This window comes from Aeromonas caviae (genome assembly GCF_000819785.1).
GTDB lineage: Bacteria > Pseudomonadota > Gammaproteobacteria > Enterobacterales > Aeromonadaceae > Aeromonas > Aeromonas caviae.
Genome location: NZ_CDBK01000085.1, coordinates 1 through 23,663, shown reverse-complemented (window position 1 = coordinate 23,663; position 23,663 = coordinate 1). Strand labels below are relative to the sequence as shown.

Below are 23,663 nucleotides of genomic sequence, written 5' to 3'. Positions count from 1 at the left end.
CCGCGGGAGCCTTTGTTGTTTCCATCCTCGCCATCACGCCCGCAGGGCGCTCATCATCCGGGCGACGACACCGGCCAGCAGAGGGCGGTCGGGGTGGCACTGGGCGAAGGTGACCAGTCCCTGGATATGGACCTGCAAGAAGGCGGTCAGGGTGGGGATGTCCCCCTCTTTTGCCAGCTCTCCCTGCGCCTTTGCCAGGGCCAGCTGCCCGGCCAGATCCTGTTCCAGCTCGCCGTAGATGGCCTTGAAGCGAAGATGCAGCTCCTCGTCCTGCTCCGCCAGCTCCATCAGGGTGCGGGTCAGCAGGCAGGAGCCCTGCAGGGCATCGTCCACCACCTGCTCGAGGAAGGCGTGCAGCCCCGCCAGCGGGCTGGGCTGTGCCAGGCAGCGGCGGCGCAGGGCCCCCTTCTCTGCCACATAGTGATCGACCGCCGCCAGCAGCAGGCCGCGCTTGTTGCCAAAGGCGGCATAGAGGCTGCCCGGGTGCAGGCCGGTTGCGGCCACCAGCTCCTGCATGGTGGTCTTGGCATAGCCTTTGGCGCGAAAGGCTTCCATGGCGTTTCGCAAGACGGCATCCCGATCGTATTCGGCGCTGCGCATGGGGTCTCCGGTGGCAAGGTCCCGCGGGACGGAAAAAACAGGGCGGCAAGTTTACCCCAGCCTCCCCCGTCAATCCATGTTGAATGCTTGCTCAAAAAATACTTGCACACAAACCAAAAAACGTCTTGAATGCCCGTTCAAGAATCACTCCCTCAGGACAGACGATCATGAATACCCTGTTTCAGCCCTATCGCCTCAACGACACCCTCACCCTCGCGAACCGTTTCATGATGGCCCCCCTCACCCGCTGCATGGCGGGCCCGGGTCTGGTGCCCACCGAACAGATGGCCGCCTACTACGGCCGCCGCGCCGACATCGGCCTCATCATCTCCGAAGCCACCATCATCCGTCCGGACGGGCAGGGCTACCCCAATACCCCGGGGCTCTACAGCGCCGAACAGATCGCCGGCTGGAAGAAAGTGACCAGCGCCGTGCATGCCAACGGCGGCAAGATCTTCGCCCAGCTGTGGCACGTGGGTCGTCTCTCCCACCCCTTCTTCCACCATGCCGAAGTGCTGGCCCCCTCCGCCGTCGCCCATGAGGGCACGGTGCCGCGCATGCGCGAGCTGGTCTATCAGGTGCCGCGCGCCCTGACCGGGAGCGAAATCGCCCAGCTGGTCGAGGATTACGCCCAGGCTGCCGCCAACGCCATCGAGGCGGGCTTTGACGGGGTGGAGATCCACGGTGCCAACGGCTACCTCATCGATCAGTTCCTGCACCACGCCAGCAACCTGCGCACCGACAACTACGGCGGCAGCCCCGAGAACATGAGCCGCTTCGCGCTGGAGGTAGTGGATGCCATCGCCGCCCGCATCGGCGGGGATCGCACCGGACTTCGTCTCTCCCCCGGCGCCTATGTGCACCTGGAAGGGGATGCCCGGGATCGCGCCGTGTTCGACCACCTGCTGGCCGAGCTGAACCAGCGCACTCTGGCCTATCTGCACCTGGGTATCTTCGATGACAGCCTCACCTTCGACTACCTGGACGGTCGCGCCTCCGACTACCTGCGTGCCCGCTACGACGGCCACCTGGTGGGGGTGGGCAACTACAGCGCCGAGACCGCGCTCGAGGCCATCGAGGCGGACCGCTTCGACCTCGTCGCCATCGGTCGCCCCCTCATCGCCAACCCGGACTACCTCGCCAAGGTGAAGCAGGGAGAGGCGCTGACCCCCTATGCCGACACCATGCTGGCGGAACTGGTCTAACCCTCGCCGGCGCCTTGCCTGACCAAGGATGGGATCCGCGCCCCCGCGCGGGTTTCCAATGTTTGGGCCCTCTCCCGGGCCCTTTTTTCTGCCTGTCTTTCGCCCTTTTTCACGTAAATGGTTGTCATCAACAACCAAAAGATGGTATTGGTTGCGCATAACAACCAAATGCCATCACAAGGAGACAACCCCATGGATCCCCGCCCCCTGCGCGCCCTGTCGAGGGAACTGGTACGCGAACTCGGCATGCTCTCCCAGCAGTGCGGCTCGCTGGCCCTGAGCCCCCTGGAGGCCCACCTGCTCATCGAGCTGGAGAACGGTCCCGCCACCAACCAGCAGCTTGCCGAGCGCCTTCGCATCGACAAGTCCAACGCCAGCCGCCCCCTGGCCCGCCTCGCCGAGCGGGCGCTTATCGCCTGGCAACCCCACCCCTCGGACGGGCGCAGCAAGGAGGCGAGCCTCACCGAGCCGGGCAAGGCACAGCTTGAGGAGCTGCACCGGCAGATGGACGAGACCATGGCGGGGGCCCTGGCCCAGCTCTCCCCCGCCGAGTGCGAGCAGATCTGGGAGGGCATGCGGCTCTATCGCAGCGCCCTCTCCCGCGCCCGCCGCCAGCAGGGGTTCGTCATCCGCCCCATCACCCCGGCCGACAATCCCTGGATCGCCGCCGTGGTGCGCGCCGTCTCCGCCGAATACGGCCTCACCGCCGACAAGGGGTACGGGGTAGCGGATCCCAACCTCGATTTTCTCCACGAGACCTATCAGGGGGAGCGCAGCCGCTACTGGGTGATTGAGGGACCGGACGGCGCCATTCTTGGCGGGGGCGGCATAGCGCCGCTGGCGGGGGCAGCGGATGTGTGCGAGCTGCAGAAGATGTACTTCCTGCCCGCCCTACGAGGGCTGGGCCTGGGACGGCGGCTGGTGTTGCAGGCGCTGGCCGAGGCTCGCGCCCTGGGTTACCAGCGCTGCTATCTGGAGACCACCGCCGTGCTGCGGGAAGCCACCGCCCTCTATGAATCCCTGGGCTTCGAACACCTGCCGGGGCCCCTTGGCTGCACGGGCCACGACGCCTGCGAGATCTGCATGGTGCTGGCGCTCGACGGGAAGGAGGGGAGATGAGTGAACCAAAACGACTCTCTGTCGGCATACGAGATGTCAGCTTCGGTGAAAGGGTGAAGCTGGTTGAGCCTGTCAATCTCTACGGCTGTACCCTGGCTGACGATGTCTTTGTCGGCCCCTTCGTGGAGATACAGTCGAACGTCTCCATAGGGCGCGCAACCCGCATCCAGTCCCACAGCTTTATCTGTGAGCATGTGACCATAGGTGAGCGCTGTTTTATCGGTCACGGCGTCATGTTTGCCAATGACCTCTTTCAAAGCGGCGCCCCCGACCCGGATCCCGCCAGTTGGGGCCGAACCCACATCGGGGATGGGGTATCCATCGGTTCAAACGCCACCATTTTGCCGGTACGGATATGCCAGGGAGCCGTCATCGGTGCCGGCGCAGTGGTGACCCGGGACATCACTGTCCCTGGCACCTATGCCGGCAACCCCGCCAGATTGCTGCGAACTTTCTAGCCAGAAGCGCCAATTCCCCCCTCATCCCCCCTTCTCCCTCAAGGGTAGAAGGGGGCCGGGCAGGCAATCTGTCGATACCCCGCGAGCCCGTTTACCCCGTATCACGGCCCCTGGCTGACACCGCGCCTCCCCAGAAGAGCGATTGCCATCCATCTCATGGACAGTGACACATAACGCCTGTCAGGCTCCAACCCGCTGGGTATAGTGATCAAAGGCGATTACCTTTTGATACCCCTCTGATTCATAAAGTAATTTTGCAGGTTGATTGGAGACAGCCGTCGCCAGTTTGACGGTCAGGGCATCTGTCTCCCTGGCAAAGCTGGCCACCCGTTTCAGCAGCGCTCTTGCCACACCCTGCTGGCGAGCTGACTCGACGACATAAAGATCATTGAGGTACCACATCCTCTTCATCGCGACGGAAGAGAATGCCGGCTACAACTGGACAAAGCCTGCCCACTCTCCCGCCTCGTTGCGTGCCAGAAAGATAACTGAATCCGCCCCCAGAAGGCGTTCCCCAATGAATCGGGTTGCCTCATCTCTGTCCGGCGCTTGCCCATAAAACTGCCGATAGGCATCAAACAGACGGCTGGTTTCTTCAATGTGGGCCAACGTGGCCTGGAATATCTGCATGGCATCTCCTTGTCACCCTTCCCTGCACAGCGGTGCAATAGGATGGGGCCGTATGGCAAATACAGTGTCGGGTTTAAGAGGGGAAATAGAACCAGGCGGTCTGGATAAGACCCTCCTTCACCTCGAACACCGCCACGCTCTCGATGGGCTCGGGGGAGAGGCCGTGGATTAGCTCGTGATCAAACACCTTGTTGCCCAAGACGGTGCGTGACAGCAGCTCGGCCTTGAGCAGCGGGTTGTTGAATCTGTGCTCCGCATAGAAGGCCCGCAGCGCCCCCTTGCCGACTGTGCTCGGCGTCTCGGTCGGCATGCGATAGCCTTTGAAATCCGGGGCAAAGCAGGCCACGAAGGCGTCGAGGTCGTGAGCATTGTAGGCGGCAAACTGCGCCTCTACGGGTTGGGTGACGGACATGTCTCTCTCCATGAGTGAAATTTAAATCACTTATCCTTGATTTTTATTCACTCATCAAGCCCCGGATGGGGATCTACGCCCCTTCCAATGAAACGCCCCATAACAAAAACCCCGCCGAAGCGGGGTCTCTCTGGTCATCAGCCACCCGCTGGGCGCGGGCGGGGTGATCAGTGTTCGCGGGTCTGGCGGAAGTGAACGTCCGGGTGACGCTCCTGGGCCAGGCGCAGGTTGACCATGGTCGGCGCGATGTAGGTGAGGTTGTCACCGCCATCGAGGGCCAGGTTGACCTCGTTCTTGCGCTTGAACTCCTCGAACTTCTTGACGTCGGTCCCTTCCACCCAGCGGGCGGTGGCGACGTTGACCGCCTCGTAGATGGCCTCGACGTTGTACTCGCTCTTCAGACGAGAAACCACCACGTCGAACTGCAGCACACCGACCGCACCGACGATGAGATCATTGCTGATGAGCGGACGGAACACCTGCACCGCCCCCTCTTCGGAGAGCTGCACCAGCCCCTTGAGCAGTTGCTTCTGCTTGAGGGGGTCACGCAGGCGGATGCGGCGGAACAGTTCAGGTGCGAAGTTCGGGATGCCGGTGAACTTGAGATCTTCACCCTGGGTGAAGGTGTCGCCGATCTGGATGGTGCCGTGGTTGTGCAGACCGATGATGTCGCCGGCACAGGCCTCGACCGCCTGTTCACGGTCACCGGCCATGAAGGTGACGGCGTCGGAGATGTTCACGTCCTTGCCGATGCGCACGTGGCGCATCTTCATGCCCTTGCTGTAAGTACCTGACACGATACGCATAAAGGCGATACGGTCGCGGTGTTTCGGGTCCATGTTCGCCTGGATCTTGAACACGAAGCCGGAGAACTTCTCCTCGGTGGCTACCACTTCGCGGCTCTCGGCCTTGCGCGGCATGGGGGCTGGCGCCCAGTCGGTCAGGCCGTCCAGCATGTGGTCGACACCGAAGTTGCCAAGGGCGGTCCCGAAGAAGACCGGGGTCATCTCGCCGGCGATGAAGGCATCGTGATCGAACTCGGGAGAGGCGCCCTGCACCAGCTCCAGCTCGCCACGCAGCTGGGCAGCCAGATCGTCGCCGATGGCGGCATCCAGCTCGGGGTTGTTCAACCCCTTGACCACCCGCTTCTCCTGGATGGTGTGGCCCTGACCGCTCTGATACAGGTAGGTCTCGTCCTTGTAGAGGTGATAGACACCCTTGAAAGATTTGCCACAGCCGATGGGCCAGGTGATGGGGGCGCACATGATGTTGAGCTCGCGCTCCACCTCGTCCATCACCTCCATCGGGTCGCGCACTTCGCGGTCCAGCTTGTTCATGAAGGTGAGGATGGGGGTATCCCGCAGACGGGTCACTTCCATCAGCTTGCGGGTCCGGTCTTCAACACCCTTGGCGGCGTCGATGACCATCAGGCAGCAGTCGACCGCCGTGAGGGTACGGTAGGTATCTTCGGAGAAGTCCTCGTGACCCGGGGTGTCGAGCAGGTTGACCAGGCAGTCGGCGTAGGGGAACTGCATCACGGAAGTGGTGATGGAGATACCGCGCTGCTTCTCCATCTCCATCCAGTCGGATTTGGCGTGCTGGCCCGAGCCACGGCCCTTGACGGTACCGGCGCGCTGAATGGCCTGTCCGAACAGCAGGACCTTTTCGGTGATGGTGGTTTTACCCGCATCCGGGTGCGAGATGATCGCAAAAGTGCGTCTCTTGGAGACTTCACTCAGAAATTCAGCTGACATAATTCGACGTTCTTCTATTGAGCGGCGGCCTGGAGCCACCGTGGGAAAAATGCGGGACAGCACCTTGGAATCAGGGCGCCCATGCAGACAACGACACCACGCGGGTGGGTCAGTGACCGCCGGTGGAGACAGGAGAAGCGCGTTGCATTACATGGGTCTGGCCCCGGATCAAAGCAAAATTGCGCGGCATTATACCCGCGCGAGTGAAAAATACCCAGCCCGCTATCACGGGGGCCCGGAGTCGGCCTCACCGGGCCGTCATCACCCGGTTGCGCCCCGCCAGCTTGGCCTCGTACATGGCCTCGTCGGCCCGGCGTACCAGCTCGCCCAGGTTGTCATCCTCGGGTTTGTACTGGGCGCAGCCGATGCTGATGCGGATGGGGTGATCCGCAGGCACCCCCTCAATCTCGAGACGGGCGACAGCTTGGCGGATCCGCTCCGCCACCTCGACGGCCTCGTTCAGGAGGGTATCCGGCAGCAGCACCAGAAACTCCTCGCCGCCGTTGCGCCCCACCCTGTCGAGGCTGCGCAACTGCTCCTCGATGCACTGGGCCACGGCGGTGAGCACACTGTCACCCACGTGGTGGCCCAGCTGGTCGTTCACCTTCTTGAAGTGATCCACATCCAGCAGCAGCACGCACAGGGGGTTGCCCTTCTCCCGCGCCTGGGTGAACCATTTGCGCCCCTTGGCCTGGATCTGGCGCCGGTTGTGGATGCCGGTCAGTTCGTCCGTCATGGCGAGGCGCTGCATCTTGCGGGTGCGCCCGCGCTGATGCACCACCAGGGTACCCATCACCACCAGCAGCAGGGCCACCACCAGGTATTGCCAGTAGCGCCGCTCCTGCAACTGCTTGAGTTTCTCCGCCTGCAACTGCTGCTGGGACCTGAGGGTCTGGTTTTCCAGCTCCTTGCGGGCGAGATCGAACTCGAAACGCATCTGCAAGGAGCGCTGTTCCCGCAATCTGAGCTCGAGGGCCTGGCGGGTCTCGACATAGGTCTTGAGGCTGGTGAGGGCCGACTGGATATGTCCCTGACGCTCCAGCACCCGGGCGCGGGTCTCATGCACCCGGGCGAGGAAGCGCAGGTTCTGCTCCCGGGTAAAGATGGGCTCGGCCTCGTCCAGGTGCCGCAGCGCCTCGCCGGGACGGTTCAGGGCCTCGAGGACCTCGGCCATGACGAGGTGCCAGTGGCCCAGGGTGACGCTGTCCGCCCCCTCCCCCTGATGAAGGGAGGCTGCCGCCTGATCGAGCTTGGTCATGGCCTGGTCCGGCTTGCCCTGTTTCTGCAGGATGGTGGCCAGCTCGATCCGGCTCCAGGCCAGGACCCCTTCCTGGTTTGACCCCAGATAGTAACGCTCCGCTTCCGCCATCAGGGGCAGCGCCTTGTCGTACTCTTCGGTGTCGATGTAGAGGAGCCCCTGCTGGCTGTGAATGTCCATCAGGTACTCCTCGACCCCGAGCTGCCGGTAGTCGTGTTCCAGCTCGTTGAAGTAGCTCTCGGCACGCTCATAGAGCCCCATCCTGCGATAGGCATTGGCAATATTGGCGAGCACCTCGCGCCCCTTGGCCTCCAGCCCGAGCGCCTCGTATCGCTGGTGGGCATCGATGAGATCCATCAGCCCCTCCGCCAGCTCCCCCTGGTAGGAGTACATCTCCCCCCGCAGGCTCAGGATGTCGGCACGCTGGCGCTCATCCCCGAGCCGGCGAGCCAGGGTCAGGGCGGCGTCGTAATCCTCCCCGGCCCCGGCCATGTTGCCGAGCAGTTGCCGGTGATACCCGCGGCAGGCGAGCAACCCCACCTCGGTGACCCTGTCCTTGCGGGCACGGGCCTGTGCCAGCCCCTGCTCGGCAAACGCCACCGCGCGGCGAAACTCCTCGTCCCGTTCACCCGGCTGGGCCCAGCACTGCAGCCGGGCAAGACGCCCCTGCACCTCGGGCGGATAATGTGCCTGTCCGGCAACCAGGGCGGCGACGCGCTCGCGAAACACCTGCACCGGCATCGCCGACTCTTCCAGCTGCTGCAACGCCAGCTGCAACTCGTGCCCGGCCAGTGGCGCCGCCTGGGCCAGGGCAACCCCCAGCCACAGCAACAGGCCACATCCCATCAGGATCTTCATGCGGACATTTTCTCCTCTTCACCGGCCGGACGCCGCGCTCATCGCTGTCATCATATCCCCACAGACTCTGGGCGCACAGCCGTCAGAGGGTGGGAAAACGCCTCATATCGGACGAGAGCCTCCCCTATCCCCTTCTTTACAGAAGGAGAGAGTGCATCGACTATATATGCTTTCGAACAGGGGAAGGGATGAGGAATGACCTACGAGGAGCTGAGGGAGGCTTACGACAGGTTGTTGCTGGAGAACGAGCGTCTCAAACGCATCGCGGATGACGCGCGGGAGAAGCTGGACGCCGCCATGGACGGCACCGGCCTGTGCATCTGGCAGAACCATGTGCCCACCGGCAAACTCATCATCTTCAACCGGCGCTGGGGCTCCATGCTCGGTTACCAGCCCAAGGAGCTGTCGGCCCACTTCGACGTCTGGCGCGCCCACCTTCACCCGGAGGACAGGGAGCAGGTGCTACTGGCCTTCTTCGACCATCTGGAGGGCAAGAGCCCGTTTTATCAGGCGATGCACCGCATGATCGGCAAGGATGGCAAGACCACCTGGGTGCTGGACCGGGGCCGGGTGGTGGAGCGGGATGATCAGGGCAACCCCGTCCGGGTGATGGGCACCCACATCGACATCACCCACGAGAAGGAGTACGAGCAGCAGCTCGCCCAGCTTGCCCACCGGGATCCCCTCACCGGCCTGTTCAACCGCACCGCGCTGCACCGCCACTTTCCCGGGGAGTACCAGGCCATCTGTTTCATCGATCTCGATGACTTCAAGCTGGTGAACGACAACCTGGGCCACCGGGCAGGTGACGAACTGCTGGTCTCCCTCGCCCAGCGCCTTCGCCACTGCTGCGGCGAGGAGGTACGGCTGGGACGCATCGGCGGGGACGAGTTCGTGCTGCTGCTGCCCTGGGCGTGCGACGATCCCCGCACCAGCCACCTCGCCCGCCAGTGCATCGATGCCATCGCCACCCCCTTCGAGCTGCCCAACGGGGACGCCTCGGTGGGACTGAGCATGGGGATTGCGGCCATCCGGCCCCAGGATGATTTCGGCGCGGCGCTGGCCCGGGCGGATCAGGCCATGTACAGGGTCAAGCGCAGCGGCAAGCGGGGTTTTTATATTGCCCAGCCAAGCGGTCAGCCGCTGCTGGATCAGGAGCAGGTCAACGAACGGGGCCTCTACCACAGGCCCACTCTCTGAGCCTGAGAGCCCTCAATGGCGCTGCCAGCGCCGCAGCAGGCGTCCACGCAGGCCGCAATCGAGCAGCCAGCTGTTGTCGAACACCCGCAAAATGGCCGCCTTGGCGTGACGGGACATGGCGACCGCATGGAAGCGTGTCTGCTGCGCCCGTCGCCGGTTCATCCGCTCGAGCAGGGGGTGGGGCAGGTTCTGGGCGATGAAGTCGGAGATGACCAGCACGTCGGCCTTGGCAAAGGCGGGTTGTTCAAGCTGGGTCAGGGCCTGCTCCAGGCAGGGCACCAGATCGGTCCCCCCGTGAAAACTCATGGAGAGAAAACGCTCCGCCTTCTCAAGCCCGGTGTCGGCGGTGATCTCCAGGGTCGCCACCTCGGTGGAGAAGAGCATCAGATAGCAGCCCCGCTTCTCCTCCATCGCCCCCTTGAGCAGGGCGAGAAACAGCGCCTTGGCACACTCCTCCGGATAGCCCCCCATGGAACCTGACGTATCGACGCAGACGATGAAGGGGCCCCGCGGCTGCACCTCCTGCCCTCCCTGCTCGGGGGAGCGCAGCATCAGACGCTGGCGCGGCAAGGTGCCCCGCGACTGGTAGCTCAGCAGGCGCCGCTCCAGATAACGGCGATAGAACTCCAGCTCCAGCTCCGGCAGCGCCAGCATCACCGCCTCGCTCGGCAGGAGGCGCATCAGATCGCTGGCCGGGTGCACCCCCACCAGATCGTCGGGCACATCGTCACTTTGCACCTCCTCCAGTTCGTGCACAGGCACCGGCGGCAGCGTCCTGTCCTCGCTGCGCCGCTCCCGCTCGCTGCGTCCAAGCAGGGCGGCGATCTCCGCGAGCAGAGGCTCCTGCTGCAACATGCGGGCGTACTGCTTCACCAGCGCCAGGCTGCGCTTGTGCCAGCTCCCCTGGGCCAGATCCCAGAGCCCCCCGGCGGAGATCTGGTGCGGATCCAGGGCATCGGCCAGGGTCCGGTTGGCCAGCAGTTGATCCTCTATCTCCTGGCGCTGCTTCTCCCGCTCCGCCTCCGCTATCTGCTGCTGCAACTGCAACAGGCTGCCCACCAGGCTGGCGCGCCACTTCTCGATGAAGAGCTGGCGCAGTCCCTCGGTGGGCTGGGCCACTATCTGGCGCACCAGGCTGCGGGCATCCCCCGCGAAGGGGCTGTGCTGCTCAAGAGCTTCCAGCAAGGCGGGCAGGCGCCCAACCAGCTCCGGCAGGGGCAGTTGCCGGTGGGCCTGATAGAGCAGGTATTCCCGCTCGAGGGCCACCGGCACCGGCTTGTGGCGCATCTCCTCCCCAAGCTGTTCGCTCCAGGTCTGGATGCGCTTTCTGAGCAGCTTCCCCTGCAGGGGCGAGCGCTTGAGGAACTCGGAGATCTTGGGGGTGGAGGCAAGCAGCAGCGCCATCTCCCCCGCCAGTTCCCCCTCCCCCATGAGCAGCCCCAGGTCCATCATGCCGATCTCTAGCATGGGCCACCCCGGGCGTTGAGATGTGATGGAATATCATGCTGACTAAACATGTTTTTCACCCTGTTTATTTCACCAATCCCACGCCAGGCGCGACGTCACCCCTGTGCATCGAGAAGAGGCAGACGATCCCGCCACTGCTGCAGCTCGGTCCCCAGCCGCTCCAGGTCCCGGCTCAGCACGAAGAAGCTGTCCTCCACCTGACGCAGCCAGTGGTCCCCCACGAACAGATGGGGCTGGTGACGGTCGAACAGGTTGCGCTGGCCCTTGAGGTTTTGCAGCACCCGGTTCACCTGGCCCGTCAGGTCGTCCAGGGCCGACAGCCAGGGGGCCATCACCACCTCGGGGATGGGGGTGCGCTCCACCAGCATCAGGGGCACGGGCTGGCGCTGGATATCCAGCACGTGCAGCCGCAACTGCTCGTCCAGCACCAGCTCGTAGTGCCCCTCCTTGGGGTTGCCGAGGGGCCAACCCACCAGCGCCTCCCCGGTGGGGTGCCAGTGAGAGAGCAGGGTGCGATCGAAGGTGAGGGTGGCGGTGAGGCGCTCGGGATCGCTGCCATCCAGGGGCGCCGGGGTGAGCAGCTGGAAGTGCACCAGCTTGCCGAACGGCCTGGCGTTGGCCAGCGGCAGTTCGGTGCCGCGGGCGCGGCGGCCGAACCACTGCTTGCGCTTGACCGCCTTGCAGCCGATGCGCAGGGCGACCGCCCCCTGCAACTGCTTGAACTGCTCGCGCAAGGAGAGCAGCTCCCGGGTCAGCGCCAGTTGCTGGTAGCCGTAGAGGCGGGAAAACTCGCCGATCATCTCCAGCAACGCGGTGCGGGAAGCCTCGTCGTGCCAGAGGCAATCCTTGAACAGCAGCAGATCCAGGGGAGCCACCTCGTCTCGGCCATTGAAGAAGGCGCTCGCCTTGATGAGCCGCACCGCCTTCTTCCAGCGCCGATCCGAGACATAGCAGCCGTGCCCGAGCTGGCTGTCGAGCTGCTGGCGCAGCTGGTAGATGAGTTCGAAACAGGCGTCCGGCAGGCGCACCTGCTCGATGGCATCCTGCCAGGCGTCGTACTCCTCCCCCCGAATCTGCACCGAGGGGGTCAGGTCCTGATGGGACTGGCCATCGCTCGCCAGCATGGCCTGGAAGTTGGATTTCTCCTGCACCCTGTCCATCCAGACCCGCACCAGCATGCGGTCGTAGAGCGCCTCCAGCCCGCTGTCCGGGGCCGGCAGCTCGTTCGAGGCGGTGACCAGCAGCCGCATGGGAATGGGGTGCTGGCTGTCGCCGTTGCGAAACTGCCGCTCGTTGATGGCGGTGAGCAGGGTGTTGAGGATGGCGGGGCCCGCCTTCCAGATCTCGTCAAGGAAGACCACCTCGGCCTCCGGCAGGTAGCCGCTGGTCAGCCGCAGGTACTTGCCATCCTCCTTGAGCGCCTGGATGGAGAGGGGGCCGAACACCTCCTCCGGCGTACTGAAACGGGTCATCAGGTATTCGAAATGGCGGGCATCCTGAAACGCCAGTTTGAGGCGCCGCGCGATCAGGCTCTTGGCGATGCCCGGGGGGCCCAGCAGAAAGACGCTCTCGCCACTCAGGGCCGCCAGCAGGCCGAGCCGCAGGGCATCCTGGCGCTCATACAGTCCCTCACCAAGGGCGGAAAGGAGCCGTGGCAGGCGCTCATGAATGGGGGTGGCACGAACAGTATTCTGGGCTAAAGGCGGCATAGGCACAGTTCCGAAGCTGATAGGTCATCCGTGGTGACGGGGTCCGGCCTCTGGCCCCGCCCCACTCTCATTGTCTGTCATCTCTGCCCCCGGGGGGCGCTCGTTTGCCATCGCCACAGGGCGAAAAGCGCACGTCCGGGGTGCAGCAAATCCCGCGAGAGTGTACTCTGCGCATCATTATTTACCCCAACGCAGATCAAGAGTGAGCCTTCGCCATGCAAGATCCCCTGCTGGACCCGCTGCGCCAGCGCATCCTGGCCCGCATGGGCATCCCCCTCTGGCAACAAAGAGGCCGACTCCTGGCGGGAGGCACCAGCCCCGACGGCGCCGCGCAGCCGGCAAACACGCCCGCCGACGAGGCGCTGGCCCCGCAGGAGACTGCCCCTCTGCCGACCGGCAAGCTCTGGCTGCTGGCAGAGACGCTGCCCGCGCCCTCCCTGCTCGGGGACATCTGCCGCTGGCTCGGCCTTGGCACAGACGAGGTCTCCCTGCTGTCCGAGATGCCTTCCCTGCCAGCAGGGGCCACTTCGCCCCTGCTCTGGCTGACGGCGCCGGACCCTCGCTGGCCCGATGCCCTGGTCTGCCCGCTCAAGCCCGATGGGGCGCACAAGCGCGCCCTCTGGCAGCAGTGTCGGCAGCGCCACACCCCTTGATGCTCACGACCATGGCACGGCCATGGTGTCCATCGCAAGTCTGAATCCCGTCCGGAGTGACCATGTCTGACCTCTTGCCCCATTTTCGCCCCCTGCTCGAATCGGACTTCGAAGCCATCTACCCCATCGAGCAGGCCGCCCACCAGGAGCCCTGGAGCCAGGCCAACCTTCTCTCCTGCTTCGGGCCGCGCTATCTCAACGGCCTGATGCTGGTGGACGGACGACCGGCCGGTTTCTACATCTCGGATCTGGTGGCGGGAGACAGCTCCCTGATGAACATCTGCGTACACCCCGACTTTCAGGGCAAGGGGCTGGGGCGGGCGCTGCTCAGGGAGTACCTGGCCCGCAGCAAGGCCGGCAAGGCCGAGGCCTGGTTCCTGGAGGTCAGGGCCGGCAACCGCACCGCCATCAACCTCTACGAGAGCGAGGGGTTTGCCGAGTATTGCCGCCGCGCCGACTACTATGGCACCGGGCAGGAGAGGGAGGATGCCGTGCTGATGTCCCGTCTGTTCGACTTCGGCTGACAACCCGCTGCAGACCGCCGTCAGCGGGCAACACCCTCTCTGACCTCCCTGACTCCCCCGCTTCGCTTCCCCCTCAGGGCAGGGGCGCGTTGTCGATGGAGGGGTCTTCCAGGCTCAGGGTCACCCTCAGCACGGCCTCGAAGGCGGCTCCCGAGAGGGGCATGAAGAAGCCGCGACCATAGGTGACACCGGGCATCCAGATCTGTTCGATATCCACCGCGATCTTGATGGGGCGAAGCGGCTCACCCGGTCGCTGGACATAGATGCCAGGGGCCGTCGCAACCTGGGGGAAGCGGCGCAGAATGTGCTCGCTGCCATCCCCCGCATCCGGGTTGAGTCGCACCTTCACCAGCCCCGCCAGGGCGGATTGCATCTCGGGGGCACGCCACAGCCTGGTATTCAGCGCCTTGCAGCGTCGGCACTTGGCGCGCTCGATCACGTAGAGCAAGGGGTATCCTTCCCTCAGCGCCAGCCGCTGCGCCTGCTCATAGCCCTCGGCGCCGCTCAGCCAGGGATTATCCTGCTCCCCCGCGCCCCCCAGCAGATACCAGAGGGCGCCTGCCCCCGCCAACAGCAGCAACACGCCGGTGAACAGGCTCTTGATCCCGATATTCATGGTGCAACTCCCTGAATGAATCCGATCCCTGCCCCTATCATGCCTCACTCTCATCTGGTTGACGACTTTGTGATCCAGGACAAATGGCGCACACTTGTAAGCTGTAATGTTAGAGTTTAAACTCCAGCCCCGATTTTGGTGCCCCTGCGGGCGCACAACTGTTACTTGAGGATGCGTGAGATGTCGCAGTTTCATCTGGTTAGAGTGATGCGTGAGCGTATTGCCCGCCTTGGCAACAAGGCCGCCCTGCGCGTCCAGCAGGATGGCCAGTGGCGCGCCATCGGCTGGCGAACCCTGGGTCAGGCCATGGATTATTGCGCCCAAGGCCTGATCCGGGCGGGCCACCAGTCCGGCGAGATGGTCGGCATCTATGCCCGCAACATGCCCGAGTGGACCCAGGCCGACCTCGGCATCCTGGCCGCCCGTGGCGTCAGCGTGCCCATCTACCCCACCAACACCCTCGATCAGCTGCGCTACATCGTCAAGGATGCCGGCATCAGGATGCTGTTCGTGGGGGAGCAGCCCCAGTTCGATCAGGCGCTGCACCTCATCGACAGCGGCGAGATAAGCCACATCGTCGCCCTGGACGGCACCGTCGATCTGCGCGGCTGCGCCTCGGCCAGCCACTTCCAGACCTTCCTCGTCTCCGGCAACCACCAACCCAGCGAGCAGGTGCTGCGCGAGCGCGAGCGCCACTACCGCATGGACGACCTGCTGACCCTCATCTACACCTCGGGCACCACGGGCGAACCCAAGGGGGTCATGCTCGATTTCGCCAACATCGCCGCCTGCTTCGAGATGCATGACGCTCGCCTCGACCTCAGCGAGCAGGATGTCTCCCTCTGCATGCTGCCGCTGAGCCATGTGTTCGAGCGCGCCTGGAGCTACTACGTGCTCTATTGCGGCGCCGAGAACGTCTACATTCGCGACCCGCAGAAGGTGATGGATGTCATCGGCGAGGTGAAGCCCACCGTGATGTGCGCCGTGCCCCGCCTCTACGAGAAGGCCTACGCCATGATCCAGGCCAAGGTCGCCCAGGCTCCGCGCCTGCGCCGCGCCCTGTTCGGCTGGGCCACCCGGGTGGGCAAACAGATGGTCGCCACCCGTCAGGCGGGCAAGTCCGCCTCTCCCCTGCTCTATGGCCAGCTCTGGCTTGCCGAGCGCCTGGTGTTTCGCAAGCTGCGCGCCCGTTTCGGCGGTCGCACCCGCTTCCTGCCGGTGGCGGGCGCCCGTCTCGCGGACGAGGTGAATCTCTTCTTCCAGGCCATGGGGCTCAACCTCAAGTACGGCTACGGCATGACCGAGACCACCGCCACCGTCTGCTGCTATGAAGACACCCAGTTCAGGCTGGGCTCCATCGGCACGGCGCTAAACGGCATCGAGGTGAAACTCGGCGAGAACAACGAACTGCTGGTGCGCGCCCCCACCGTGATGCGTGGCTACTACAACAAGCCGGAGGCCACCGCCGAGGTGATGACCGAGGATGGCTTCCTGCGCACCGGCGATGCAGGCGAGCTGGATGACGAGGGCAACATCTACTTCACCGAGCGCTTGAAGGAGCTGATGAAGACCTCCAACGGCAAGTACGTGGCGCCGCAACTGGTCGAGGGGACCCTCGGCAAGGATCGCTTCATCGAGCAGATTGCCATCGTCGCCGATGCCCGCCACTTCGTGTCGGCGCTCATCGTGCCCTGCTTCGAGTCCCTGGAGGAGTATGCCCGCTCCATCAACCTGCAGTACCAGTGCAAGACCGAGCTGCTGCGCCACTCCCGGGTGATGGAGTTCTTCGAAGCCCGCATCGCCGATCTGCAAAAAGAGCTGGCCAAGTTCGAGCAGGTGAAGAAGTTCACCCTGCTGCCGAGCGCCTTCTCCATGGAGCTCGGGGAGATCACCCCCACCATGAAGCTGCGCCGCAAGATCATCGAGGCCAAGTACCAGCGCGAGATAGAAGCCATGTACAGCCATGTTTAAGAAATTGTATTGCTTGACATGCACCAGATAAATAATGGCCACCCTGAGGTGGCCTTTATTTATCTTACAAAGACCATTAGTTGGCTACTACCATATGAGACATCTTGCTGCTGTGGCCAATTTGTTCTAATCCATAAGTCTGGATAATTAGCAGTCCAAACACCTTTTTTATACCGATAGAAGTTACCTTGATAATCCAAACTACCAGGATGGCCGACTACGGTATAGTCTAAGTTTTCGAGTGAGCACCCTTCTTTTTCAGCATGGACTAAAACCTTTTTACTTAAATTCTCATTCAATGGTGAGCATAATTTTGGATTACTCGCTTGTGATATATTCATAACCCCCCATATCTCTGTGTCGGGTTGTAAAAATAGTATCTCCGTTGATTCATCCTTCAATTGCCCCCATGCACCTGGATTCAGATACTGGTTGCTATTTAACTCAGTCAATTGTTCAACAGGAACATGAGTCTCTTTATTATATCTAACTGCAACTAATCTCCAGCCCCCACCATCAATATCTACATTACAGTATAAACCGTGATACCAGCCGGTTTCTGTTGCCAAACGGCAATCAGGTCTTTCTTCATCACCCCACTCGATGTGGAAGTCACCACCATTACCATTAATATCATACCAAGTACCTTGATACTGCCGGTCTGATATTACCTTGCCAAGATAATAAGTTTTGTTTTGATTTATGTCTTGCTTCAGTTGTATTATTTTTCTATTCTCAACGAAACTACCAGTTATATTATCGCCACTACTTCCGGGAGTGATGATGTCACCATTTACATTCACAATTACCGTTGTTGATGATGCAGTCTCCTTGTCTATATTTCCATCAACCCAAGCATCTTTTGTCATTCGGTAATTTTGTTCAATAGCGGAAACCCCTATCGGAACTAACAAAGCTAACATGAACAATTTCATACAACATATCTTCCATTTCATTGTGAAATGGGAAGTATATGTTATCAACGCACAAAAAAAGGCCCATATGGATACTTGATTTTGACAGGTAAAGCATTTTCAGAACTTAGGAAAAACTATTCTTGAATTACAAAAAACTGGATTTTATTACTAATGATTTCAGTAATAATCCGTCAATATCATACCTTAAATATTTTCAGATAACTCCTTGTAGCTCATTTCGTCACATAAAGTATCTATCGTGCCTTTCAATGTATAGTTCTAAATATAAATATTGCTGATATCAATCTACTCGTCCACCATTACATACAGTTTAATCAGACCTCTCAGGGACTTTCATAACAACACCAGCTCAAAAGAATCCACTGACCTGCTCTGCTGGTGCGTTCTAGTCACAGTTATCTCAGTCCGCCGTCGAGAGTATTATTTATATATGATTATACTTTAACACGCCAACCCCATTTACAAGCCCGTAACACAGTAAGCTATGGAAATATAGTAGCCAGCAAATAACTGTACCCAATTTATTTATTACAATTAACTTTAGAACTATAAAATAAAGGAGCTATCCGATAATAAGGATATGTCGCTGGGAATAGAAAAGCCGCTCATGGAGCGGCTTTTTGCTGGGCGTCTCTCCCTTATGGCAGCTTGACCAGGGGTTGCTCGCGCAGCTCGGTGGCCCGACCGCCCTGGATCTTCTCCACCTGGGCCAGGGCCTGCTTCACCTCGTCGGCATTTTGCAGCAGGCGATAGGTCAGATCGAAGGTCTTGGTCTCCCCCGGCTGGATCTTGGGGACCAGCCCGAGCGGGCGCTGGTACTTGGTGCTGTAGGCATAGCTGGTACCGGGTTCGATGCCGGTCACATAGCCCTGGGCCCGGGTGTCGGTGTTCTTCCACAGGGTCAGCACCGGCAGCTGTCGGGTGTTGTAGCCCACCGCCACTCCGGCGTTGCCGGCCCGGTTGTTCAGCACTGCCAGGGTATTGCCGTCGGCGTCGCTGTAGGGCACCAGGTTGAACACCATCTCGTCGAAGCCCTTGGTGGGCCCCAGATAGGTTTGCCAGCCCTTGAGTCCGGCCTTGGCGTAGTCATTGAACGGGGAGATCTGCTTCACCGGCGTGCTCACCCTGGCTCCCTCCTCCAGAATGGGGGCCCCGAAGTTGCCGTGATAGATGATCTGGTACTCGTTCTCGTAATCCGCGTGGTTGGTCAGCTTGTCCTGCAGGGCAAACTCCGCCTGACCGGGCACCACGCTCAGCTGGGTCCAGGTGACCAGTTCGCTCATCTTGAAGGTGCGCTCGTCCACCCGGCCCAGCACGTGGATGGCATAGGGCGGCTCGTCGTCCACGGTCACGCTGACCACGGAGGCGGGAATGTTCTGCACCCGGCCATGGAGGCTCTTGAGGCGGCCGTCGTCATCCACCCCAGGATGACCCGTCCACTCGTAGCCGCAGCGCACCAGCATCTCGTTGAAGCCGTCGAGCCAGCCGAGACCGCCACGGCTCTCGAGATCGATGAAGGCGGGGTTGACCACCTCCTTGACCGGTGAATCCCAGCCGAGGCGCAGATCCGCCGCCTTGACCTCCTTGATCCCCATGCCGCGGGTCGGCACCAGGGTGATCTTCATGACGCCGTTGTCGACGATGAGCAGATCCACCCCTTCCTGGCGGCCGCCGTGCAGGCGTTTCTTCTCGATGGTGAAGGGAACCGGACTCTTGATGCCGAGCTTCTCGCTGGTGATCTTCCAGTCCCCCACATCCAGCCCTTGCTGGGAGTCGGTCAGCAGAAATTCGGCGGCGTGACCCGCGGTGGCGCCCAGGGCGAGCAGCACGGCAATGGAGAGTTTCTTCAACATGGATTTATCCTCGTGTCTCTTGTTTTTGTGAAAGCTGAATCGTTTCAGTGATCGAAAACTAGGCGTCTGACGCCCCGGACTCAAGAGACAAACGGAGGAAATGTGAGCCGATTGACAATAAAAACGGCTTCAGCCCTGCTGAAATGAAGGCTGACTCACAGTTATGAAAGGAGGAAAAAACAGGCGGTGCGCCGAGAGGGGCGCCCCCTCACCCCGCCCGCACCACATCAGGCAAGGGCCAGCGTCACCGCGGCTTCGGCGTGGATGGCGGTGGTGTCATAGAGGGGCACGGCGGCCTGGCACGCCCCCACCAACAGGGCGATCTCGGTGCAACCCAGGATCACCGCCTGGGCACCGGCCTGTGCCAGATCGGCGATGATGGCCAGATACTCGGCCTGAGACGACTCGCGAATGTCGCCGAGGCAGAGTTCGTCATAGATGATGCGGTGCACCCGCTCCCGTGCAGCGTCATCAGGCACCAGCACCTCCAGCCCGAAGCGCTCCTGGAGCCGCCCCTTGTAGAAATCCTGCTCCATGGTGAAGCGGGTGCCGAGCAAACCCACCCGGGTCACCCCGTCGGCCTGGAGGCGATGGGCCGTGGCATCGGCGATGTGGAGCAGGGGAATGTCGATGGCGGCCTCGATCTCCGGCGCCACCTTGTGCATGGTGTTGGTCCCGATCAGCAGAAAATCGGCGCCACCGGCCTGAATGGCCCTGGCCTCGGCCGCCAGCAGACGGGCGGTGGCGGGCCAGTCACCGGCGTGCTGCAACCGCTCTATCCCAGCAAAATCCACGCTGCTCAGCAGCACCCGCGCCGAGTGCAGACCGCCGAGCCGCTCGCGTACCTCCCGGTTGAGGGCCTGGTAATAGCTGACGGTGGACTCCCAGCTCATGCCACCCAGCAGACCGATACATTTCATGGGATCTCCTTATGTCACCCGATGGTGCAAACCAATGCTGCAATCCCTCAGGGGGCGCGTTTGATCGCACCGCCCCGGCAATAAAAAAGGCCCCGAAGGGCCAACAAGACAGCCGGTAAAGGCTCAGGCCGAGACCTAAACCCAGATCATCAGCACGCAGGCCGCCGTGGCGAGCCCCATGCCCAGATTGAAACGACGCCAGCCGGTGGCGGTGCGGATGAGGCGGCGCACCTGGGCACCGAACAGCACCCAGAAGGCACCGGTATAGAGGCCGGTCACGAAGAAAATGCCGAGCACCCAGCCCGCGGACGGCCAGTAAGCCTCCCCCGCCAGGGTGAAGCCGCTGATGGCGGAGAGCGCCATCATCCAGGCCTTGGGATTGAGCAGTTGCAGCATGGCCCCCTGATGGGCCGGGATGAGCGGCCGGTTCCCCTCCGCCGGGCCACTGGCGTTGGCCACCTTCCAGGCCAGCCAGAGCAGGTAGGCCGACCCCACCAGCTTGAGGCCGTCGTGCAGCAGGGGCAGACGCTCGAACACCACCCCAAGCCCCAGGGCCGTGGCCAGGATCATCAGGTTGATGCCCCCCACCACCCCCACCAGCAGAGGCACGGAGCGGCGAAACCCCTGGGCGGCCCCGGCACTGGTGAGCAGCATGTTGTTGGGGCCCGGCGTGCCACAGGTGATAAGGGCAAAGCCCGCCAGGGGGAGCAACCAGTTCAGATCCATCTCAACCTCGTTCAGATACGGCAAGCCTCCTAATATGCAGAGCCGACGCCCTGACGACAAGGTCAGCAATGCATTTTCTTTGCATGAATAATCAAGGTGCTGTTAATACCAGAGCATCACCACACACAGGGCGGTCAAGGCACCCAGGCTGCCGTTGAGACGACGCCACCCCTTGTCCGAGTTGATCCAGCGGCTGAGCTGATGGCCAAACATCACCCAGGCGAAGCAGACCGGGAACCCCGCCATGGGGAAGACACTCATGATGCCCCACATGCTCGGCCAGTAGTCGCTCCCCGGCAGGCTGAACAGACTGATGGCCGAGATCCCCATCATCCACGCCTTGGGATTGAGGAACTGGAAGCCCAGCCCTTCAAGCAGGGTCAAGGGGCGGGCACGGCTGGCGGGATCTCCGGGGGCGCCTGCCACCGCGATGCGCCACGCCAGCCACAGCAGGTAAAGGCTGCCCAGCACCTGCAGGCTCAGCTTGAGCAGGGGCCAGCGCTCGAACAGCGGATAGAAGCCGAGCGCCAGCACCAGTTGCAGCACAGGCTGGCCCACCGCCACCCCGATAAGATGGGGCAGGGTGCGCCGCACGCCGAAGTTGGCGCCGGACGCCGTCAACATCAGGTTGTTCGGCCCGGGCGTGCCGCAGGTGAGCAGGGCGAAGCCAAACAGGGTGGCATACCATTCGATGGTCATGGGGAGACTCCTTTTTCGCCACATTGTACCGATACAATGTGTGCTTGTTGGTTGTGTACAGGCTGATAATCACGCTATATTGCGGACAATCTTGGATCAACGGATTTATTGTCACCATGACAATCTGGACGCCCGACCTCACCCCTTTCGAGGGGCCCCTCTACCTCAAACTGGTCAAGGCCATCGAGCAGGCCATCGCCACCGGCATCCTCTCACCCGAGACCCGGCTGCCGACCCACAGGGCCCTGGCAGACAAGCTGGGGGTCACCGTGGGCACCGTCACCCGCGCCTACACCGAGGCGGAGCGACGGGGCCTGCTGGCGGCCCGGGTCGGGCACGGCACCTGGGTCAGGGGAGCGGCGGATCCCGCCAACGAATGGGTGATCCGCAATGAAGACAGCCAGCGCATCGAGCTGTGGCAGAACCTCCCGGTCCAGCTGGACAGGGGCGCCATCATCCGGCCCCTGCTCACCGAGCTGGCGCAGGGGGATCTCAACGGCCTGCTCGGTTATGACAAGGAGGCGGGACGCCCCGCACAGCGCCAGCTGTTCGTCGACTGGCTCGCCGAGCAGGGCATCACGGCGAGCGAAGATCGCCTGCTGTTCAGCCATGGTGCCCAGCACGGCATCATGCTGGCCCTGCTGGCCACCGGCTGCGTGGGAGAGACCCTGTTTTGCGAGGGACTGAGCTACCCCGGCATGCTGGGCAATGCACGCCAGCTCAAGAATCAGGTGGTGGGACTGGCGATGGATGAGGAGGGACTGCTGCCAGAGGCGCTGGATGCCGCGTGCCGTACCCGCCGGGCCAAGCTGCTCTACCTCACCCCCACCCTGCAAAACCCCACCACGGCCACCATGAGCCTGGCGCGGCGCGACGCCATCGTCGCCATCGCCCGTCGCCACGATCTGCTGATCGTCGAGGATGACGTCAACGGCCTGCTGCCCGAAAGTGCGCTCCCTCCCCTGGTCAACCTGGCACCGGAGCGGGTCATCTACCTCGGCAGTCTCGCCAAGATCGCCTGCGGCGGCCTGCGGGTCGGCTTCGTGTTGTCCCCTCCCGCCCTTCGCAACGGCTTCGCCCAGGCGATGCGGCTGTCGAGCTGGATGGTGAGTCCGCTGCTCATCGAGCTGGCCTGCAAGCTGGTGAGCCAGCGCCAGATCATGCCGCTCATCGAACACCAGCGAAAAATCCTGGCGCGCCGGGGTGAGCTCCTGCGCCACCTGCTGCCGGGAGCGCGCTGGCAGCCGGGGTCCATGCACGCCTGGCTGCCGCTGCCCGAGCCCTGGCGCAGCCAGGAGTTTGCGGAGGCCGCCAACGCCCTTGACGTGGGGGTCGCCAGCGGAGAACACTTCGCCGCCGGCCAGTTTGCCGCCCCGCAGGGAGTACGCCTCAGCCTGAGCCAGCCCGCCACAGACGCCCGCGTCGCCGAAGGGCTGGAGCGCCTCGCCGGGCTGCTGAGGGGCACGCCGCCCACCAATCCCCTGCTATAGTCATTGACCCTGGCACCCGAGGAACCTTCATGTCCGCCGTCCGTCCCGCCCTGCTCATCGCGACCCTGCTGCTGGGAGGCTGCGCCTCCCCGGCCCATCAACAGCTTGGCGCCGCCCTGAGCGGACTGGAGGGGGAGCTGACGCGGCTGGAGGAGGAGTTGGCAGCCATGAACGGCCTTCACTATCAAAAAGCCATCGACGCCCCGGTGGCGCTGCGCCGCTATCTCAAGGCCCCCGCACCGACGGCGGAGGGGCTGGTGCCCGTGCAAAGCCGGCTGCAAGATGGCCCTCTGCTGCGCTACGACTACCGGCTGCCCGCCGGGATGACACAGCTGCCCACCGACAACCCCTGCCTGCGCTACGAGTTCGAGCTGCGCCACCTCGGGCGCCTGGGCCAGCTCGAGCTCGCCTGGCAGGGAGAGGCGGGCGCCGGGGAGCTGCGTGTCCCCCAGCGGGACTGCCCCTTCTCGGCCAGGGGGCCCGGCCTTCAGTGACGCTTTCTTTGCCCCGCCCAAGGCCGGCACTGAGCCATCCCTGACCCAGGTGGGGTATTGACCCCCTCTGGCTCTCGCGGGAGAGTGGAGGCTAACTTTGAATCCAACC

Annotated in this window: 23 protein-coding genes; 9 read left to right on the top strand and 14 right to left on the bottom strand. The window is 62.8% G+C overall.

From position 1 onward, the window contains the following. Window positions 1-33 precede the first annotated feature (33 nt). On the bottom strand, window positions 34-600 hold the full coding sequence (locus BN1120_RS13790) for a TetR/AcrR family transcriptional regulator (RefSeq protein ID WP_010672924.1): 567 nt from the start codon (window positions 598-600) through the stop codon (window positions 34-36). 167 nt (window positions 601-767) lie between these two features. Here BN1120_RS13790 and BN1120_RS13785 point away from each other — a divergent pair, with 167 nt between their 5' ends. The 3 genes from BN1120_RS13785 to BN1120_RS21920 all read left to right on the top strand — a co-directional run bounded on the left by BN1120_RS13785 (window position 768) and on the right by BN1120_RS21920 (window position 3,382). Then, window positions 768-1,805 (top strand): alkene reductase, encoded by a 1,038-nt coding sequence (locus BN1120_RS13785; protein ID WP_039039415.1) that lies wholly within the window; start codon window positions 768-770, stop codon window positions 1,803-1,805. A gap of 192 nt (window positions 1,806-1,997) precedes the next feature. Next, window positions 1,998-2,924, top strand: coding sequence for a MarR family transcriptional regulator (locus tag BN1120_RS20885; RefSeq protein ID WP_042016526.1), 927 nt, complete (start codon window positions 1,998-2,000; stop codon window positions 2,922-2,924). Beyond that, the gene (locus tag BN1120_RS21920) at window positions 2,921-3,382 is read left to right on the top strand and encodes an acyltransferase (protein WP_010672920.1); all 462 of its coding nucleotides are present in this window, start codon (window positions 2,921-2,923) and stop codon (window positions 3,380-3,382) included. Before BN1120_RS20885 ends, BN1120_RS21920 begins: the two co-directional genes overlap by 4 nt. Before the next feature lie 180 nt (window positions 3,383-3,562). Here BN1120_RS21920 and BN1120_RS21760 read toward each other — a convergent pair whose 3' ends face one another. The 5 genes from BN1120_RS21760 to BN1120_RS13755 form a co-directional block, all read right to left on the bottom strand. Further along, a complete protein-coding gene (locus tag BN1120_RS21760) occupies window positions 3,563-3,793 on the bottom strand; it encodes a GNAT family N-acetyltransferase (RefSeq protein WP_268877499.1) in 231 nt (76 codons plus the stop codon). 21 nt (window positions 3,794-3,814) lie between these two features. Further along, entirely contained in the window at window positions 3,815-4,012 is a 198-nt protein-coding gene (locus BN1120_RS21755; RefSeq protein ID WP_231959399.1) for a hypothetical protein, read from the bottom strand. A 73-nt stretch (window positions 4,013-4,085) separates the two neighbouring features. Then, entirely contained in the window at window positions 4,086-4,424 is a 339-nt protein-coding gene (locus tag BN1120_RS13765; RefSeq protein WP_010672918.1) for a nuclear transport factor 2 family protein, read from the bottom strand. 167 nt (window positions 4,425-4,591) lie between these two features. Then, window positions 4,592-6,181: a peptide chain release factor 3 gene (gene prfC / locus BN1120_RS13760; protein WP_089503670.1), complete on the bottom strand. Its 1,590-nt coding sequence runs from the start codon at window positions 6,179-6,181 to the stop codon at window positions 4,592-4,594. A 244-nt stretch (window positions 6,182-6,425) separates the two neighbouring features. Beyond that, the gene (locus tag BN1120_RS13755; protein WP_042016525.1) at window positions 6,426-8,294 is read right to left on the bottom strand and encodes a diguanylate cyclase; all 1,869 of its coding nucleotides are present in this window, start codon (window positions 8,292-8,294) and stop codon (window positions 6,426-6,428) included. A gap of 195 nt (window positions 8,295-8,489) precedes the next feature. Between BN1120_RS13755 and BN1120_RS13750 the strand changes: the two genes are divergently transcribed. Next, the gene (locus tag BN1120_RS13750; RefSeq protein ID WP_042016524.1) at window positions 8,490-9,494 is read left to right on the top strand and encodes a sensor domain-containing diguanylate cyclase; all 1,005 of its coding nucleotides are present in this window, start codon (window positions 8,490-8,492) and stop codon (window positions 9,492-9,494) included. A gap of 12 nt (window positions 9,495-9,506) precedes the next feature. On the opposite strand, the gene viaA is transcribed toward BN1120_RS13750, so the two are convergent. Both viaA and BN1120_RS13740 read right to left on the bottom strand, forming a co-directional pair. Further along, window positions 9,507-10,961: an ATPase RavA stimulator ViaA gene (viaA, locus tag BN1120_RS13745; protein WP_029313704.1), complete on the bottom strand. Its 1,455-nt coding sequence runs from the start codon at window positions 10,959-10,961 to the stop codon at window positions 9,507-9,509. 95 nt (window positions 10,962-11,056) lie between these two features. Further along, complete coding sequence (locus tag BN1120_RS13740; RefSeq protein WP_042016523.1) at window positions 11,057-12,670, bottom strand: ATPase RavA domain-containing protein; 1,614 nt, start codon at window positions 12,668-12,670, stop codon at window positions 11,057-11,059. A 215-nt stretch (window positions 12,671-12,885) separates the two neighbouring features. On the opposite strand from BN1120_RS13740, the gene BN1120_RS13735 reads away from it, so the two are divergent. After that, entirely contained in the window at window positions 12,886-13,323 is a 438-nt protein-coding gene (locus BN1120_RS13735) for a DNA polymerase III subunit psi (RefSeq protein WP_042016522.1), read from the top strand. Window positions 13,324-13,397: 74 nt separating this feature from the next. Next, entirely contained in the window at window positions 13,398-13,847 is a 450-nt protein-coding gene (gene rimI, locus BN1120_RS13730) for a ribosomal protein S18-alanine N-acetyltransferase (protein WP_029313700.1), read from the top strand. A 73-nt stretch (window positions 13,848-13,920) separates the two neighbouring features. Here rimI and BN1120_RS13725 read toward each other — a convergent pair whose 3' ends face one another. After that, entirely contained in the window at window positions 13,921-14,463 is a 543-nt protein-coding gene (locus tag BN1120_RS13725; RefSeq protein ID WP_042016521.1) for a thioredoxin domain-containing protein, read from the bottom strand. Between the two features lie 180 nt (window positions 14,464-14,643). Between BN1120_RS13725 and BN1120_RS13720 the strand changes: the two genes are divergently transcribed. Next, on the top strand, window positions 14,644-16,434 hold the full coding sequence (locus BN1120_RS13720; protein WP_042016520.1) for an AMP-dependent synthetase/ligase: 1,791 nt from the start codon (window positions 14,644-14,646) through the stop codon (window positions 16,432-16,434). A gap of 59 nt (window positions 16,435-16,493) precedes the next feature. Here BN1120_RS13720 and BN1120_RS21355 read toward each other — a convergent pair whose 3' ends face one another. From BN1120_RS21355 to BN1120_RS13700, 5 genes are all read right to left on the bottom strand, one after another. Further along, entirely contained in the window at window positions 16,494-17,369 is an 876-nt protein-coding gene (locus tag BN1120_RS21355) for a hypothetical protein (protein ID WP_145983765.1), read from the bottom strand. Between the two features lie 641 nt (window positions 17,370-18,010). Further along, window positions 18,011-19,225 (bottom strand): aldose 1-epimerase family protein, encoded by a 1,215-nt coding sequence (locus BN1120_RS13715; protein ID WP_010672908.1) that lies wholly within the window; start codon window positions 19,223-19,225, stop codon window positions 18,011-18,013. 227 nt (window positions 19,226-19,452) lie between these two features. Next, window positions 19,453-20,145, bottom strand: coding sequence for an aspartate/glutamate racemase family protein (locus tag BN1120_RS13710; RefSeq protein WP_042016519.1), 693 nt, complete (start codon window positions 20,143-20,145; stop codon window positions 19,453-19,455). Between the two features lie 135 nt (window positions 20,146-20,280). Continuing rightward, window positions 20,281-20,871 (bottom strand): LysE family translocator, encoded by a 591-nt coding sequence (locus tag BN1120_RS13705; RefSeq protein ID WP_010672906.1) that lies wholly within the window; start codon window positions 20,869-20,871, stop codon window positions 20,281-20,283. Window positions 20,872-20,973: 102 nt separating this feature from the next. Next, window positions 20,974-21,570 carry a LysE family translocator gene (locus BN1120_RS13700; protein ID WP_039039402.1) on the bottom strand — a complete coding sequence of 199 codons (597 nt, stop codon included), beginning with the start codon at window positions 21,568-21,570 and terminating at the stop codon, window positions 20,974-20,976. Window positions 21,571-21,686: 116 nt separating this feature from the next. Between BN1120_RS13700 and BN1120_RS13695 the strand changes: the two genes are divergently transcribed. Together BN1120_RS13695 and BN1120_RS13690 are read left to right on the top strand one after the other, a co-directional pair. Next, window positions 21,687-23,060 (top strand): aminotransferase-like domain-containing protein, encoded by a 1,374-nt coding sequence (locus tag BN1120_RS13695; protein WP_042016518.1) that lies wholly within the window; start codon window positions 21,687-21,689, stop codon window positions 23,058-23,060. Between the two features lie 29 nt (window positions 23,061-23,089). Further along, entirely contained in the window at window positions 23,090-23,554 is a 465-nt protein-coding gene (locus BN1120_RS13690; protein WP_042016517.1) for a hypothetical protein, read from the top strand. The last annotated feature ends 109 nt before the right edge of the window (window positions 23,555-23,663 follow it).